Here is a 14,293-nt window from a genome sequence, read left to right as displayed (position 1 = left end):
GATTGCTCGGGCTACGACGCCAGTTGCTTGCGTACCGTCGAGACCAGGTTGTCCGGTGAGAAGGGCTTGCTGACGTAGTCGTCGGCGCCCTGCTTGAAGCCCCAGAAGCGGTCGGCTTCGAGACCCTTGCTGGTGACGATCACCACCTTGATGTCGCGGGTGGTGGGATCGGACTTGAGCTTCCTGCAAACCTGGTAACCGTTGGGGCCCGGCATGACCACGTCGAGCAGCACCAGGGCGGGCCGCTCCTGCTGAATCTGGGCCATCGCCTCGTCACCGTTGCGTGCCATGGTGGCGCGGAAACCGTGATCGGTCAGGACCTTGACGATCGCCTGCCGCTCGGTGTCGCTGTCTTCCACCACCAAGATGTTGCCGTTCACCATTCCATAACTCCTCAGTCCCAAAGTTCTTGGTCGTTGATGCGGTCGATCTCGCGCGCGAGCTCGCCGGTGAATACCTCGAAAAGCTCTCGCCAGTCCTCGCTCTCGCGGTGGTTCGACACGAGGCGAAGCCAGCGATTCGTCGTGGCGACGAACAGACCCAGAAACAGGTGCCTCACGGTCTCATCGGCGGGTCCGAGACCGAAGAGAACCTGGCCGTCGACCACCGAGACGGCCCCTTCGCCGGAGCCGACCTGGCATTGCCGGTCGACCGCCAGCTCGAGGGCGTGATGGCCGAAGTGCTGCGGGTCGGTGCTTCGAGCCAGCAGCAGGAGCCGTTCCAGCATGCGTTCGAAGATCGGCCGTGGGCCGCTTTCGCTCGCCATCAGGGCGGCCAGGTCGCGCTCGAGGTGGGCGACGGTGGTGACCACCTCCAACGACAGGTTCGCCGGCAACTCGGGGACCGGCGTGGTCTCTGCCACCACCTGTAGGTGCGGCGCCGGGCTCTCCTGGTCGGCCTGCTCGAGGGGTGAACGCACTGCCGAGAGGCGCCGAGACGATTTCCAACCCTCTTGCTCCTCGCGTCGCGGCATCACGACTCACCTCCGTCGGAGAGATAGCGCTCCACGACCCGGCCGAGCTCGTTGGCGTCCACCGGCTTGGTGAGGAACTCGTCGGCTCCGGCGGCGAGTCCGCGGGCCCGGTCATGCGGTTGATCTCGGCCGGTCAGGGTAATCACCGCGATCTCGCGATCGCGCACTCGGCCCTTGGCGACCTGGCAGATCTGATGGCCGTCGATATGGTCGAGACCGATGTCGACGATCACCATGTCCGGTGAGCGGCTGTGGATCTTGGCGAGGGCCTCGAGGCCGTTGGCTGCGGTGATCACCTCGCAGGCGAGGGCCTCGAGCACCAGCGTGACCAGCTTGCGTACCGTCGGGCTGTCGTCGACGACCAGCACCTTGCCACGGATCTGCGGTGCTGGAGCCGAGGCCTCCGCCGGTTGCTCGAGGACCGAGTCTTCCCGGTCGCGGCCGTCGCCGCCCAGGGGGTCGGCGTCGTCTTCGGTCAGCGGAGGGGCCAAGGGACCGCCCTGCAGCACCGACTCGAGCCAAGGTCGAGCCAGAGAATGATCGGGGCAGATGGTCAGGACCTGCTGCAGGCAGACGGCGACATCCTCGGGGCTCTCTTCGAGAGACGCCAGAAGAAGCCAGGCCGCTTCCCGTTGTGGCGTGGTTTCGACCACCTGCAAGACGAGTTGGCGAGCGAGGGTGCGATTTCCGGCCTTGGCCGCCGCCAGCGCCTCCGCGAGGAGCTCGCCGCCGGGGTCTAGGTCGTTTGAAGAATAAAGGTCGAGGTGCATGATGAGGCTTGCTGTTCTAAGCTGGAACCATGGTAGGCAGCCTGCATTACGTCCCACGTTACGGATCCGCGGTCACCGATTCCGGCGCGCTACGAGTCGACCTTTGAACGCTTCCGTGCTCGACCCGAAGGTGCTTTCGAGCCTCGAAGAGCTCGGCGGCCGCGGGCTGCTCGCCGAGATGGCGGCGGCGGCTCTGACCCAGGGCGAGGAGCGGATGGTGGCTCTCGAGGGCTGTCGTCGGGAAGGCGACATCTTGGCCCTCGGGCGGGTTGCGCACGCTCTCCGATCGTCCGCCGCAGCTCTCGGAGCGCGTCGCCTGGAGGAGGCCTGCAGCACCGTGGAGCAGGCGACGAAACGCTTCGCCGGCGAGGATCTCGATGCGATGGTGGGTGAGCTGAAGGCCGCCTATCGGCAGGCCGAGGGCGCTTGGCGGGAGCTGGTCGAAACCTGAGCGGGTTTGGCCGGAACAGCGCCGGCCCGCGACGGCGTGATGGCCGAGCGGGCCGGGGAAGTGGGTCTCGGAAGGGCGCCGTCGGCGAGGGGGTCTGGAGCAGCCCCCCCTCGAGGTTTCAGACCGATGCCGATGGGCGCGCAGCGCTTCTTTACGCTGGTGTCTGGAAACGTCTCTCTAGAAACGCGGGCTGAGAGGACCGGGGTGGACCGGTCCTCGCGGTGCCGGCATGGCTTCGACGGTGACCTCCTTGGTGCAGGTGCAGTGGGTGATGCAATCGCCGTCGCAGCTGCAGGGCGAACAGCTTCCGTTCACCGGATCGCAACCGCGGGTGGCACACCAGGCTCCGGAGCACTCGGCGGTGCAGGTGAGGGTGCCGCCGCCGATGAGGTTGGATTCCTCGTCGATCAGGGCGAAGCGCTGGGTCGACACCTTGGTGTCCTTGCCGTCCTTCAGAACGTGCTCGGTGTTGGCGCCGCTGACCGCGACGATCTCGCCGCGAGCCAGCAGCTCGAGGCTCGATGAGGACGTCGCGTCGAGAGCTCGAGGCTCGCAGCCGTCACGCTTCGATTCGGCCAGCGAAGAGCCGACCGAGGAAAGCAGCAGGAAGGCCAACAGGACTGTGATTTTCTTCATGGCGAACTCCATTTCTGGTCAGTTGCGAGTTCTCGGGCCGATGGGAACCGGTCCGGGATTCACCGGTCCGGGAGCCATCTCGAAGGTCGTCGACTTCTTGCACGTGCAGTAGCCGTCGCAGTGAATACCGCTGCAGGAGCAGTGGGAGCACCCTCCGGTTTCGACCTTGCAGCCGCTGACGGTGCAGCCAGTGGCGCTACAGGTGCCTTTGCAGCTGGTATTTCCGGTGCCGATCAAGGAGCCCTCCGGGCTGCGCACTTCGAAGCGCAGGGACTCCACCTTCGAGGCACCTTCGGCCTGCACCAGGCGCAGCGGCGAGCCCAGGGCGAGCAGCTGATAGCCCTGCAAGAGGGCGGAGATCTCGGGGGCCGTGGCGTCGATGGCGTTCGGCTCGCACTTGGCGCTGGCGAGGCCCGAAGCGGCCGCCGGCAGGGCCAGCAGGGTCACGGTCAGGCTGAGAATGAAGATTCTTCGCATCGTCGACTCCTGGCTCTAGAAACGCGGTGAGCGCGGAATGTCGGGGGTCACCGGCCCCGGAGCCGGCGCCATCTCGACGGTGACCTTCTTGGTGCAGGTGCAGGTCGAGCTGCAGTTGCCGGTGCAGGAGCAGCCCGAGCAGCCGCCGTTCTCAGGGTCGCAGCCGGTGACGCCGCACCACGAACCGGTGCACTTTCCGGTGCAGGACAGGGTGCCGCCGCCGATCGCCCAGCCATCCTTGTCGCGGATGACGAAGGGCTGGCTGGACTCCTTGGCGATGGTTCCGGAAGCGTTGCTGTAGCGCACCATGGGTTGGGCGGTCGGAGCGACGTCGTAGCGCGCCAGCATCTCGGCCAGGCCGATGGCGGTGTCGTCGTAGGCTCGGGATTCGCATTTTTCGGCCGCGTAGGCACTACCCGAGGCCAACAGGATGAGGACGATGAGGCAAGTCCAGATCTTTCTCATGGCGATCCTTCCCTAGAAGCGCGGGCTGATCGGGCCGGGGGAGATCGGGCCGGGACTCACCGGCCCGCGCGGCAGGGTCTGGGCGGTGGTGGTCTTCTTGCAGGTGCAGGCGCTGCAGTCCCAGTTGTCGATGCAGGAGCAGGCGGTGCAGTTGCCATCGTCCGGGTCGCAGCCGGTGACGCCACAACCGCCGGTACAGGTGGCCTCACAGGTCAGAGTGCCGGTGCCGACGGCCCAGCCGTCTTTGTCGCGCACCACGAAAGGCTGGCTCGACTCCTTGACGGTGCGGCCGTTGCGGCGGGATTCCTGGACCGTCGGTGCGGCCAGCGCCTGGAAGATTCCCAGTCCGAGGACGGCGGTGGCTTCCGCCGAGGTGCTATCGACAGCGCGAGCTTCGCACTCTTCGCGGGCGTTCTCGGCGATCGCCGGGATCGCCAGCGCGAGCAGCAAGGCCAGGATTCCGATCCCGACGAGGTGACGGCTGAGTCCTTTGTTCATCGCTTTTCCTTTCTCGGCCTGCTGGCCGATGGTCGTGGCGCGGCGACCGCTGGGGCTCGTCGCGCACCGCTCGGGGCGCCGCAGCGCCCGGGAACGCGTCTCTCCGGACAGACCTCTCCCAATGGCGCTGCCCGGGGCGACGCGGGAGCCCTCGCCGACGGGCGAGGGATTCGATCATTCGTGGATCTACTGGTTTACGCGCGAGCCGCCGCGAGAACCGATCACCGTCCGGCTGGGGGAGCCGCTGAAATGCCTGGGGCCGGCCGAACCACGACAGGGTGAACCGGCGCGAGCTCGACTCGCGCATCGCGACCCTGGGAGGACAGCGTGGCCCACAAGACCTTTGTCAACCGAACCGATCTCGACCTGGCGGTGACCGTCTTCACCCGGCAGGGGGAAGATCCGCGAAACTCTGGCCCGACCCTGTTCATCGATGTGCTGGCGCAGGCGGAAAAGCGCATCGAGTATGGTGATGCGGAGAACCCGTTCCTCAACGGTGTCTCCTTGGCCTGGCGCAATGCCGGCTCGACCGCCAATCAGGGGCGTCTGGTGACGGTGCGCGGCAGCGCCTGGGACGACACCCTCAACACCAACGACACGCTGGTGATCGAGGCGGTCGAGAATCCCGCCGTGGTGGGGGAGAACCGGGGCGGCTAGCAGGCTGCTGGAAAAGCCGCTTCGCGGCTTCTCAGCGCCTGCTGTTTTTTTCAGGGGGGCTAAAGGCGCCCCCCTCAGGCGCACGCGGCCCGGCTACGCGCATGTCGCGCGCCTTCACCCCCGTCCTCGGCGCCTTCGGCGCCGCCTCGCCCGCTGGGCTCGGGGTCCCACGCGGGCCGGAAGTCCTCGAAACTGAACTTTTCCAGCGCTGCTAGCTGTTTTTTCCGAGAGGGGCTACACGCCCCTGACTGCGCGTCCCGGGCTGCGCGCCCCTGACTGCGCGTCCCGCTCCGGCCCAAGAACCTTGGTTCTTGGGCCTCCTCTCCCGTCGCGGCGGCTGAGCCGCCGCCGGGCCGGGGGCGCCCAGCCCGCTCGGGCCCGGTCGCAGGTTGCCGATGAGTTTTCAGCAACCTGCTAAGAGGAGCGGCCCAGGCCGCGGTGCGTTTCGAGCTCGTCGAGGGTCTTCGGCCAGTCGTCCTTGAGCAGCTTCGACAGCACCCGATCGGCCAGGATGCGGCCGTCCGTTTGGCAACCGGGGCAGTAGTTGCACTCGGTCTCGGCGTAGACGATGCGCTGAACCGGGGCGTCGCAGACCGGGCAAGGCTGACGGTGACGACCGTGCACCGCCATCTCGGGGCGAAAGGCGGTGACCTTGGTCGGGAAGTCGTCGCCGGTCTGGGAGAGCAGCCGGTCGCGCCACTCGGTCAACACCTGGCGACAGGCGGTGATCAGCCGCTCAGCCTCCGCCGGAGCGAGGTGGCGCGTCTGCTTGAACGGCGAGAGTCGCGCCCGATGGAGGATCTCGTCCGAGTAGGCATTGCCGATGCCGGAGAAGATGTGGGGATCGGTGAGGGCCCGCTTGAGCGTGTGGTTGACCGCCTGGAAGACCTCGATGAGCCGGTCGTCCGGCTCGGCCAGGACCTCGAGACCGCCGGGATCATGCTCGGCGAGGGCATCCTCCCCGGCCACCAGATGGAGGGAGGCGCGCTTCTTCGACCCCGCCTCTGTCAGCAGCAGCGTGCCGGCCTGAAAGTCGAAGGCGGCCAGCCCGAGGCGCCGCGGGATGGTGGCCCGGGGTGGTTTCCACTGCAGTCGGCCGGCGATCATCAGGTGGATCACCAGGAAGAGCTCGCCTTCGAGAACCAACACCACCCGCTTCCCCAGCCGTCGTACGGCGACGACCGTTCGCCCGGCCGCCTCGCCGAGGGGTGGCGACACCGAGCGCAGCACGAAGGGGCTCCCCAGGCGGACGCCGGCGAGGGGCTGTCCGACGACGCGCGGCCGCAGGGCCGCAAGGTAGACCTCGACATCCGGGAGCTCGGGCATGGCTTCACTCTATCGAGAGGGTGGAGCCTCGAGGGCCGGTGCGGAATCCGTTGTAGGGTCGAGCTTCGTCCCGAAAACGGAGGAGCTGCGACATGAACGGATTCGCTCTTGGAGCTGGTGTGCTGGTCATTCTCGCTTTTCTGGCTCACGCCATCGTCGGCGGTCGCGAGCTCGCCCTGCTCACGCCGGCCGCGGACCAGGGCAAGGCTCGTCTGGTGTGGACCCAGACGGTTTGCGGGTGGCACTGGGTTTCCTTCGACCTCTTGGCGGCTGGAGCGGTGCTCTTGGGCCTCGGCATGACGGACCTGTTCGCCGCTGAATCGGCGATTTTCTCCCTTTTGGCCCTCTATTTCTTGGGGGTCGGTTCGGTGTGGCTGGTCACGGCCGCCGTGGCGGGCCGAGGAGTGCCGCGGCGTTTCCTCGCCCTCGGGCAGTGGATCTTCTGCTGGGTTGTCGCAGCCTTGACCTGGCTCGCCGCCTAGCAGGTTGCTGAAAAAGCTCAGGTTCGAGGACTTCCGGCCCGCGTGGGACCCCGAGCCCAGCGGGCGAGGCGGCGCCTTCGGCGCCGAGGACGGGGCCGCCCTGGACGGTGCCGCCCTGGATTGGGGCCGCCCTGGACTGGGTGAAGGCGCGCGACATGCGCGAAGCCGGGCCGCGTAGGCCTGAGGGGGGCGCCTGCTAGCCGTTGGCCGGGATCGCGCGCACCAGGCGCAGGGCGAGGGCCGGATTGTGGTCGGTGGGGCGGGCCTTTTCGCCCTGGCGTAACTCGACCGTCTGCAGCAGCTCGCCGGCTCGCACCTGGTAGACCGTCTCGCGGGCATCGCCGAGTCGGCGAATCTCGATGGTGGCGCCGTCGCGGGTGAGGGCCACCAGATGGAGGGCGAAAGGCTTGCAGCCCTCGAACTGGCTCGAGCCGTCGTGCTCGGCGGTGATGTAGACCCGACCCATCACCTCCGAGTCATAGGAGATCTCGATCCAAGCACCGTCTCCCGGCGGCACCGCCCGGGACGATCCCGCCAGGGAGATCAGCAACAGGGCGGCAGCGAGGGACCGCAAGAAGAATGGCAATGGCTGGTGCATGGTGGTCTCCCCGGTCACTCGACGCAGCACGTGCCGCATCCGTGATGGTCGACGCAGCCGCCGCACATGATGTTCTCGCCGCACCAGATGCAGCAGTTCCGGGGGCGGAAGTCGGAAGTGGAGGGAGTCCAGCTGAGTAGCTCGACGGTGGCGTCGAGCATCGGCAGACGCACGGTGCCCCACGGCGGCAGCTCGACCTTCGAAAGCGGCAGAAGCTCGCCCTTCAGGTCGGCGCGATGGACGTCGAGGCTGGTTCCGTCGGCTTCGAGGTGGGGGACGATCCAGAGAGTCTCGGTGCCGCTCGCCACCACCAAGGGGGAGCCCCACCGATTGCTGAAGTCGATGGTCTCGCCGTCGATCTGGACCCTCAGCTCGAGGTCGTGGCCTCTGCCCGAGGCGGCAGAAGGCAACAGCAACAGGGCACAGACGAGAAGCAGAGGGTGGTGCCTCACGGTGGCTTCCTCAGGCGTTGATTGAAGACATCCCTTGCCTGAGGAGGTGCTGAAGTTCTGCAAAAAGGGGACAGTTCGGGCCCGAGACGACAGCTCCGAGGGTCCGTCGTGGTCCGCGCCTGGGTGATCGCCGGAAGCTTCCCGGCCGGGTTGCTCGATGAGGGGCGTGGCCTTCGGGTCGGGAGTGGAGGCCAAGCCCGTGGCCGAGGTTTGCCAAGTTTCGACGTCTTGCACGATGGAAAAAATATATCATAGAGAGATAAAAAATAACCTCATGAGAGCTTCTGATCCATCGCCATCGGGACTCCCGAGGCGTCACGGGACTCCGATCAGGATAAAGCTCGACCAGAACCGTGGATGCGCGTAGGAGATGACCTTCTCGCGGAAGACGGTGCGCTGAGTGCCCTGTTGCTCGAACAGCTCGCGGCGCGCCCGTTGGAGGGCGCTGGCACGGTCGCCGCCGGCGGCGAGATGGCGATAGAAGGCGGCCATCAGCTCGGGAGTGGTGCGGTCGTCGACATCCCACTGGGATGCCAGTACGGAGGCGGCGCCGGCGTAGAGGAAGGCCCGGCTGAGACCGACGATGCCCTCGCCACGGAGGAGCCTGCCGCGCCCCGTACGGCAGGCGGAGAGGGCGACGAGGTCGGCGGAGAGCTCGAGGGCGAGTACCTCTCGGGCCTGCAGCAGGCCGTCTTCGCCATCGCTTTCGTGAAGCAAGACGCCGGAGCTCATCGGGTGGCGATCGTCGACCAGGCCGTGGGTCGCGAGGTGGACATAGCGGAAGGCCGAAATCTCCGCCTTGAGACGTTGCTCGCTGGCCTGCCGGCCGGTGACGGCGCGGCCGCCGATGAGCTCTTCGACGGCTTCGACCTCACGTTGGGCGAAGCGCAGCGGAGCGAGCCCCGCGCGCTCCAAGGCGACCCGCTCGTCGGCACCGGGAGTGTCCGGTGCCATGGCGAGGAGGGCGGCGCGCGGCGGCTGCCGGCGACGTTCCCGCAGCTGGGCGAAGATGCCCGCCGAAGCGCTGTAGGCGATCGGCTTGTCGAGGCCGAGAAAACGACAGTCACGGTAGGTCTGGTGAATGGCGCGCTCGTCCGCCGGATCGGCGGGTTCGGTGGGTGAGCACGAGCGCACCAGGGAGCCGAAGGGCAAGTAGTGGAGGATGCCGTCCGGCACCAGCAGCAGCCGGCGCGCCGCGGCGATTTCCGGCGCCAGGGGGGCGATCAACCAGTCGTACAGCCGGCGGCCGTGGGCCAGGTGAGCCGCTTCGTCGCCGGCCAGGGCGAGGTCGCTGGCGCGGGCCGGGTCGCGCAGCGGCGCCAGGTAGGCCTCGAGGCTTCGGCCGAGGGTGTCGGCGGAGACCGGAATGTGCACCGCGCGCAGCTTCTCCCGACTGATCAGCCAGGCGAAGCTGCGTTTCTCGCTCACCCAGTAGGAGATCAAGATCTCGCCCGGCGCCAGGGCCCGCTGGGTGGTGCCGAGGTCGGAACGCGGCGGCTCGAGGAGGGAGTGCAGGCGGGGATTTCGCCGAGCGCGTTCCTCGAGCAGCTTGCGGTAGCGCTGCTCGAGGGCTTCGAGCTCCTGGCGCGCCGCGCTGCTGAGACCGTCCTGGGCGAGCTGTAGCCGCAGTCGGCCGATGGCATCGCCGAGCTCGGTGGCTTCTGCCGTCGGCGCGTCGGCGAGCTCCAGCTCCCGCGTGCCGAGCATCTCGAGGAAAGAGCGGCCGTGGAATCGCTCGGCATATTCGAAGGCGGCCTGCGGCTGGTCCGTGTCCATCAGATAGCGCACGGCGCGGTCGTACACCTGAACCTGCTCGGCGAGGAAGCGGGCTCGCTCGGTGGTGTCCGCATGGAGGCGGGAGCGGGCGGACTCGAAGCCGACGACGGCACGCTCGAGATCTTCGAGGGCGGGCCGGCGCTCGCCCTGCAGCCAGCGGGTTTCGGCACGGTTGCAGAAGGCGAAGTGCAGGCGCCGTTGATCGCCGGCCTGCCAGGCGCGGTCGATGAGGCGGTCGTAGAGCTTTTGGGCCAGCGCCAGATTGCCGCTCCGATGGTGACCATAGGCGAGGCTCGACAGAGCATTGAGGGAGGCGTTGTGGAGCGGCTCGAGGGTGCCCGAGTCGAGGGCCTCCTGGGCCAGCGCGATGGCCAGCCCGAACTCTCCCTTGCGAGCGGCTCGCGTGCTGCGCAGGCTGGCGACGACCGCCAGGCCACGGTCGTCACCGAGCTCGAGGTAGATCTGCTCGGCGTGATCGATGGACTGGCGCGAGGCGGCGTAGCTCTGCAGGTGGTTGAGGGCTCGGCCCTTGATCCACCGGGCCTCCGCCTCCCAGCTCCTGGCCGCCAGGAGCTGGGCCTCGGCGATCGCCCGATCGAGGTTTTCGACGGCCAGCCGCGGCGCGCTCAGCCAGACTTGGGCTTCGGCGATCACCAGGCGGGCTCGAATTGCCAGCTCACTACCGTCGTCGGTGTCGGCGAGGACCTCCTCGGCAAGCTCGAGGGCAGCGCCGGGGTCGCGTAGCAGAAGCGCCGGGGCGTCGGCCAGGGGATCGTTCTGCCCGACCAGGGACGGCACCGCGAAGAGCGCCGCGAGGGTAAGCCAGGCGGTCAGCTTCACGGTGCCGGAGGAAGCCGCTTGCGCGCTGTGACGGCGGCGATCAAGGCCTCCCGGGTGGCCTCGTCGACAGGCGCCTGGCGCAGTCCGCCGAGGGCCTCGTCGAAAAGTCCGAGGGTGGCCAGGTGCAGGCTGTCGGCGACGGGATCGACGCTGGGACGCTGCGCTAGCTCGAGAACTTCGGAGTCGCTGAGGACGCGGAAGGGCACGAAGGCCGAGGCGGCGGTGGTGCCGCCAGAGGTGACGTTGACCTTCCAGGCGTAGAGAGCTCCCCGCAGCAGCTCCGGAGCGTCGGCGGGCCAGGCGGCTTCGAGGACGCCGTCCGGCCGCGCCGCCGCAGCCACCGTGCGACGCAGCAGGAGGTTGTCTCGCTGGTCGACGACCAGCAGCTCGAAGGTCGCCTCGGCGGGCTCCGTGGCGGCGGGTTCCGGGGCGGCGGGCTCCGTGGCGGCGGCCCGGTCGCCGAGCCACCAGCGCAAGGCCGGGCGGGTCGAGCGCACGCTGCCCCAGCGCGGTGACGAGGGCGTCGGCCGCAAGCCTTCGCTGCCCTGGCGCAGCACCGGCTCGGCCGGAGGAGGCAGATCCTCGAGGCCGGCGAGAGGCGGCCAATCACCGGCGAGGGCGCGTTCGACGAGGGCTGCCGTGGCGTCGCCGAAGGCTGTCGCCGGCGCTGGGTTGTCGGCGATCGTCGGGCCGGCGTCAGGTTGGAGCAGGAACCACCCCGAGCCTACGGCGATCAAGGCGAGGCCCGCCGCCAGGGGCAGCCAGCGCCGCCGCAACGGCGAGCCCGCAGGCGCCGTCGCCACTGGATCGACGGCGAGGGCCTCCGATGCCTGGTTGGCCAGCGAGCGGCAGGTCGGGCAGTGGGCGAGATGTTCCTCCGCCCGCTGGCGGTCTTGGTCGCCCAGGACGCCATCGAGGAGCTCGGCCATGGTGACGTCGTCGAGATGGTCGCCGCGGCTCGGGGTCTCCCGCCAGGCCGCCGGCCAGGACGGTGGAATCGGGGGTCGGGAGTCGTTCATGGTTCACGCCCCTTGAGCCAAGGGGAGGCCGAAGGCTGCTTGCGAAAGAGGTCCGGCCGGCCCTGCCGCAAGCGCTGCCTAAGGCGGCGGAGGGCATCGTGAATGGCCTTGCGGGCGGCGCCGGGACGGGTGCCGAGGAGTTGGGCGATCTCGCTCGGTGAGCGTTCGTCGAGAAAGCGCAGAGCGAGCACCAGGCGGTCGCGGGGCGTTCCGCCGGCAAAGGCTCGGCGCACCGACTGCCAACGTTCCTGGGCTTCCACCGATTCGCCGGGCGTCGGCAGCGGCCGCGGTGGCGGCCCTTCGGCCCGCCGCGGTTCCATGCCGCCGACGGCCCGCTCGCGGGCCAGGCGCAGGGTGATGACCGTCAGGTAGGTCGACAGCTTGCCCTGACCACGCCAGGCTCGCAGCGCCCGATGGTCCTTCTCCCAGAGCCGCATCATGGTCTCCTGGAGAAGCTCCTCGGCGGCTTCCCGCGGCAGGCCGAGGCGGCCATGGGCGAGGCCGAGGACGAGGTCGCGATAGCGCTCCACGAACTCTTCCTCGGCGCCCGCTTCACGGGCCACGACTCGGCGCAGGAGGTCCTTCTCGTCGGCCACGTCGGCATGCTAGCAGCGACCTCCGGCGTTTCCTTCGACGGCCGGTCGCCGGCGCGCGAGCTCGGCCAGGTCCGGCATCGCTCTACTGCACCGTCGCCGACCAGCGGTCGGTGTCGCCGTCTTCGAACTTGTCGCGGAACAGGAGGCCGCTCTCCGGTTGCGGTGAGGCGAAGCCCCGCAGGTCGGTGTAGAGCTCGATGGACATGATGGTGGTGGCGCCTCCGAGGCTGCGGCGCGGCGACTGAACGAGAGCCTGCAGATGGAGGTCGAGACCGTTGACCCCGAGGGGCTGGCCCACGGGGGGTGGCAGAAGCAGGTCGTGGCGCTGCCCCAGGTTGTCGATGGCGATGCCCGAGAACTGAGCGCTGAGGGTGAAGAAGGGATCGATCGACGGCGTCTCGAGGCCGATCAGCAATCCCGCCGTGGGAGCGATCTGCTCGAAACCCGTGGGTCCACCGTGGGGAGTGAAATCGACCACCTGAGAAATCACCTGCGGCTGCCCTTGGAGGGGCGGGAACTGCATGTTGAAGAAGGCATCGAGGGTCGAGTCGATGGGCATCAGGCCGCCGGGGTTTTCGATCAAGACGCGGTTGCGGCCGGCGCCGGGCATCAAGGTGTCCGAGAACAGCTGGACATTGGTGCCCTGGGGTAGGGGATCGCCGCCGACCTCGAGCTGAGGAGGAATCATGACCCAATCGAGGGCGAGGGGCGGTCCGGGCAGCGGCACGCCTTCGAAGGTCATCACCCCCTGGAGCGGATCGAGCGGCGGCAGGAAGGCCAGCGCCGAGCCGGCGTCGGGCCAGAGGAACTGCGGGGGCGACGCGATGTCGACGGCGTTGATCAGGCCGGCGCAGGCCACCGCCGGATCGAGGCCCGAGAAGGCGCCATCGACGATCAGGCTGCCTTCGGCACAGGAGCCGTGACCGCACATGCTCCAGGGTCGCACGAAGAGGTCGAACTCGAAGGAAGCGCCTGGCGGCAGGAGGATGTTGCGATCGACCTGCGAGATGACCATGCCCCGCGGGTCCGGCGGCTGCGGCAGGCAGCCCTGGAAGAGGTGTTCCTCGAAGCCGATCGGGAAGTTGTCGCCCAGGCCCGGATCGGAGATCGAGAAGGGACCGGTTCCCGGAGGCATCGGACCGCTGGCGGCGGGCAGGCGTGAGGTGTTTTGCAGGTCGACGGTGAGAATGCCGGTGAAGGTCTCGGTCGGATCGTTGTTGGTGATGCGATAGAGATGGGTCCCTTGATCGCCAGGCTGCACCAGGCTGATCGGGCTGGGGTCGAGGAGCTCGAAGTCGAGGCGAGGCACCGCCGGGTTGCCCGGTGCCGGATCTCCGACGCAGACCGCCGAGCCGCCGGACCTGGCCTCCAGGATCATGCCGTCGGCGAGGGTGACGGTGGCGGTACCGGCGAGAGTGCAGATGCGCGGCGGTCCCGCCGGCAGGGTGATCGGCACGGTGATCTCGTTGAAACCTTCGGAGAGGGTCGCGGCGACCACGCTGCCGCCGCCGTCGCCGGCGGGCGTGCAGGTGGCGGTGTAGGTGATGTCGACGGTGTACGGGCCCGGCGGACAGAGGCCGGAGCCGGCCGGGAAGTCGCCGATCCCGAAGTAGACCAGGGAGTCGATGTCGAAGGTGCCGCCGGCGGGCAGCAGCACGACCTCGCGAGCCGCTTTGGCGAGGATCAGGGTCTTGCCGCAGACGGGCGGCGATGGCGTTGGCTCACAGGCCTGGACGGGCGAGATGAAAGGGGCGGCGAGAAGGAGCGCCAGGGCGACGGCGGTAGCCCGCGGGCTGGCCCAGGCGGGACTGCTCGCAGGATGGCTGGCAACGCAACGAATGATCGAGACCATCTCATTCCTCCGGCCGGGGGAGCCCCGGAGGGCTCGCTTCCCGGCAGCGACGGGTCGGGGGAACGGCCGCGGGCCCACGCCCCTCGGGAGCCGGTGAGAGGGGTGGGCCGCGCGGCCGAGCTCGGGTTTCGGAAGATGAGAGGGCGAAGCTCGGCGAGCGTTACCGAATTTCTCTGCGCCGAGGTCAGGGCAAGGCTAGCGGCCGCCGAGGACGGGGCCGGCCTGGATGGGCTGAAGCCTGTTCGGCCGCGACGACGATCCGCGCGTGCGCCCGGGCGGTCGCCTCAGGGCCGGCGACAGTCGGTTCCAAGAGCCGCCGTGTGCTAATCGAGCACTCGGCACCCGAGGGCGAAGCCCGAGGCGGCGGCGCAGCCGCCGCGACGGGAGAGGAGGCCCAAGAACCACGCTTCTTGGGCCGGATGAGG

17 protein-coding genes are annotated in these 14,293 nt (G+C 68.7%); 3 read left to right on the top strand and 14 right to left on the bottom strand.

Annotated features, from left to right (window positions below; translation table 11 throughout):
• Window positions 1-11 precede the first annotated feature (11 nt).
• The 3 genes from AAF604_06955 to AAF604_06945 are packed head-to-tail and all read right to left on the bottom strand — an operon-like array spanning window position 12 to window position 1,743.
• Window positions 12-383, bottom strand: coding sequence for a response regulator (locus AAF604_06955; protein ID MEM7049379.1), 372 nt, complete (start codon window positions 381-383; stop codon window positions 12-14).
• An 11-nt stretch (window positions 384-394) separates the two neighbouring features.
• Complete coding sequence (locus AAF604_06950) at window positions 395-976, bottom strand: hypothetical protein (GenBank protein MEM7049378.1); 582 nt, start codon at window positions 974-976, stop codon at window positions 395-397.
• Window positions 973-1,743 (bottom strand): response regulator, encoded by a 771-nt coding sequence (locus tag AAF604_06945; protein ID MEM7049377.1) that lies wholly within the window; start codon window positions 1,741-1,743, stop codon window positions 973-975. The genes AAF604_06950 and AAF604_06945 overlap by 4 nt, the downstream gene beginning before the upstream one ends.
• A gap of 103 nt (window positions 1,744-1,846) precedes the next feature.
• On the opposite strand from AAF604_06945, the gene AAF604_06940 reads away from it, so the two are divergent.
• Window positions 1,847-2,194 (top strand): Hpt domain-containing protein, encoded by a 348-nt coding sequence (locus AAF604_06940; GenBank protein MEM7049376.1) that lies wholly within the window; start codon window positions 1,847-1,849, stop codon window positions 2,192-2,194.
• 177 nt (window positions 2,195-2,371) lie between these two features.
• On the opposite strand, the gene AAF604_06935 is transcribed toward AAF604_06940, so the two are convergent.
• The 4 genes from AAF604_06935 to AAF604_06920 are packed head-to-tail and all read right to left on the bottom strand — an operon-like array spanning window position 2,372 to window position 4,270.
• A complete protein-coding gene (locus AAF604_06935) occupies window positions 2,372-2,830 on the bottom strand; it encodes a hypothetical protein (GenBank protein ID MEM7049375.1) in 459 nt (152 codons plus the stop codon).
• 18 nt (window positions 2,831-2,848) lie between these two features.
• On the bottom strand, window positions 2,849-3,307 hold the full coding sequence (locus AAF604_06930; GenBank protein MEM7049374.1) for a hypothetical protein: 459 nt from the start codon (window positions 3,305-3,307) through the stop codon (window positions 2,849-2,851).
• 15 nt (window positions 3,308-3,322) lie between these two features.
• Entirely contained in the window at window positions 3,323-3,772 is a 450-nt protein-coding gene (locus AAF604_06925; protein MEM7049373.1) for a hypothetical protein, read from the bottom strand.
• A gap of 12 nt (window positions 3,773-3,784) precedes the next feature.
• On the bottom strand, window positions 3,785-4,270 hold the full coding sequence (locus AAF604_06920; GenBank protein MEM7049372.1) for a hypothetical protein: 486 nt from the start codon (window positions 4,268-4,270) through the stop codon (window positions 3,785-3,787).
• 327 nt (window positions 4,271-4,597) lie between these two features.
• On the opposite strand from AAF604_06920, the gene AAF604_06915 reads away from it, so the two are divergent.
• A complete protein-coding gene (locus AAF604_06915; GenBank protein ID MEM7049371.1) occupies window positions 4,598-4,927 on the top strand; it encodes a hypothetical protein in 330 nt (109 codons plus the stop codon).
• Window positions 4,928-5,341: 414 nt separating this feature from the next.
• Here the strand turns inward: AAF604_06915 and AAF604_06910 are convergent, their stop codons facing one another.
• The gene (locus AAF604_06910) at window positions 5,342-6,253 is read right to left on the bottom strand and encodes a DNA-formamidopyrimidine glycosylase family protein (GenBank protein MEM7049370.1); all 912 of its coding nucleotides are present in this window, start codon (window positions 6,251-6,253) and stop codon (window positions 5,342-5,344) included.
• Window positions 6,254-6,345: 92 nt separating this feature from the next.
• Between AAF604_06910 and AAF604_06905 the strand changes: the two genes are divergently transcribed.
• Complete coding sequence (locus tag AAF604_06905) at window positions 6,346-6,735, top strand: hypothetical protein (protein ID MEM7049369.1); 390 nt, start codon at window positions 6,346-6,348, stop codon at window positions 6,733-6,735.
• 196 nt (window positions 6,736-6,931) lie between these two features.
• On the opposite strand, the gene AAF604_06900 is transcribed toward AAF604_06905, so the two are convergent.
• The 6 genes from AAF604_06900 to AAF604_06875 form a co-directional block, all read right to left on the bottom strand.
• Entirely contained in the window at window positions 6,932-7,333 is a 402-nt protein-coding gene (locus AAF604_06900; GenBank protein MEM7049368.1) for a hypothetical protein, read from the bottom strand.
• 14 nt (window positions 7,334-7,347) lie between these two features.
• A complete protein-coding gene (locus AAF604_06895) occupies window positions 7,348-7,785 on the bottom strand; it encodes a hypothetical protein (protein ID MEM7049367.1) in 438 nt (145 codons plus the stop codon).
• Between the two features lie 315 nt (window positions 7,786-8,100).
• Window positions 8,101-10,401, bottom strand: coding sequence for a CHAT domain-containing protein (locus AAF604_06890; GenBank protein MEM7049366.1), 2,301 nt, complete (start codon window positions 10,399-10,401; stop codon window positions 8,101-8,103).
• Window positions 10,398-11,420, bottom strand: a complete 1,023-nt coding sequence (locus AAF604_06885; protein ID MEM7049365.1) for a zf-HC2 domain-containing protein — start codon at window positions 11,418-11,420, stop codon at window positions 10,398-10,400. Before AAF604_06885 ends, AAF604_06890 begins: the two co-directional genes overlap by 4 nt.
• Window positions 11,417-12,016: a sigma-70 family RNA polymerase sigma factor gene (locus AAF604_06880; protein ID MEM7049364.1), complete on the bottom strand. Its 600-nt coding sequence runs from the start codon at window positions 12,014-12,016 to the stop codon at window positions 11,417-11,419. The genes AAF604_06885 and AAF604_06880 overlap by 4 nt, the downstream gene beginning before the upstream one ends.
• Before the next feature lie 82 nt (window positions 12,017-12,098).
• The gene (locus tag AAF604_06875) at window positions 12,099-13,868 is read right to left on the bottom strand and encodes a hypothetical protein (protein ID MEM7049363.1); all 1,770 of its coding nucleotides are present in this window, start codon (window positions 13,866-13,868) and stop codon (window positions 12,099-12,101) included.
• Between the last annotated feature and the right edge of the window lie 425 nt (window positions 13,869-14,293).

Source organism: Acidobacteriota bacterium, assembly GCA_039028635.1.
Lineage (GTDB): Bacteria > Acidobacteriota > Thermoanaerobaculia > Multivoradales > JBCCEF01 > JBCCEF01.
The sequence above is the reverse complement of the archived record's forward strand: the minus strand, read 5'-3'. Positions and strand labels throughout refer to the sequence as shown.

What these genes read in the sequence shown, in the direction of transcription:
- AAF604_06930 (MEM7049374.1), bottom strand. Translation starts at nt 3,307, where the DNA reads ATGCGAAGAATCTTCATTCTCAGCCTGACCGTGACCCTGCTGGCCCTG.
- AAF604_06905 (MEM7049369.1), top strand. Translation starts at nt 6,346, where the DNA reads ATGAACGGATTCGCTCTTGGAGCTGGTGTGCTGGTCATTCTCGCTTTT.
- AAF604_06920 (MEM7049372.1), bottom strand. Translation starts at nt 4,270, where the DNA reads ATGAACAAAGGACTCAGCCGTCACCTCGTCGGGATCGGAATCCTGGCC.
- AAF604_06955 (MEM7049379.1), bottom strand. Translation starts at nt 383, where the DNA reads ATGGTGAACGGCAACATCTTGGTGGTGGAAGACAGCGACACCGAGCGG.
- AAF604_06885 (MEM7049365.1), bottom strand. Translation starts at nt 11,420, where the DNA reads ATGAACGACTCCCGACCCCCGATTCCACCGTCCTGGCCGGCGGCCTGG.
- AAF604_06935 (MEM7049375.1), bottom strand. Translation starts at nt 2,830, where the DNA reads ATGAAGAAAATCACAGTCCTGTTGGCCTTCCTGCTGCTTTCCTCGGTC.
- AAF604_06945 (MEM7049377.1), bottom strand. Translation starts at nt 1,743, where the DNA reads ATGCACCTCGACCTTTATTCTTCAAACGACCTAGACCCCGGCGGCGAG.
- AAF604_06910 (MEM7049370.1), bottom strand. Translation starts at nt 6,253, where the DNA reads ATGCCCGAGCTCCCGGATGTCGAGGTCTACCTTGCGGCCCTGCGGCCG.
- AAF604_06925 (MEM7049373.1), bottom strand. Translation starts at nt 3,772, where the DNA reads ATGAGAAAGATCTGGACTTGCCTCATCGTCCTCATCCTGTTGGCCTCG.
- AAF604_06875 (MEM7049363.1), bottom strand. Translation starts at nt 13,868, where the DNA reads ATGGTCTCGATCATTCGTTGCGTTGCCAGCCATCCTGCGAGCAGTCCC.
- AAF604_06900 (MEM7049368.1), bottom strand. Translation starts at nt 7,333, where the DNA reads ATGCACCAGCCATTGCCATTCTTCTTGCGGTCCCTCGCTGCCGCCCTG.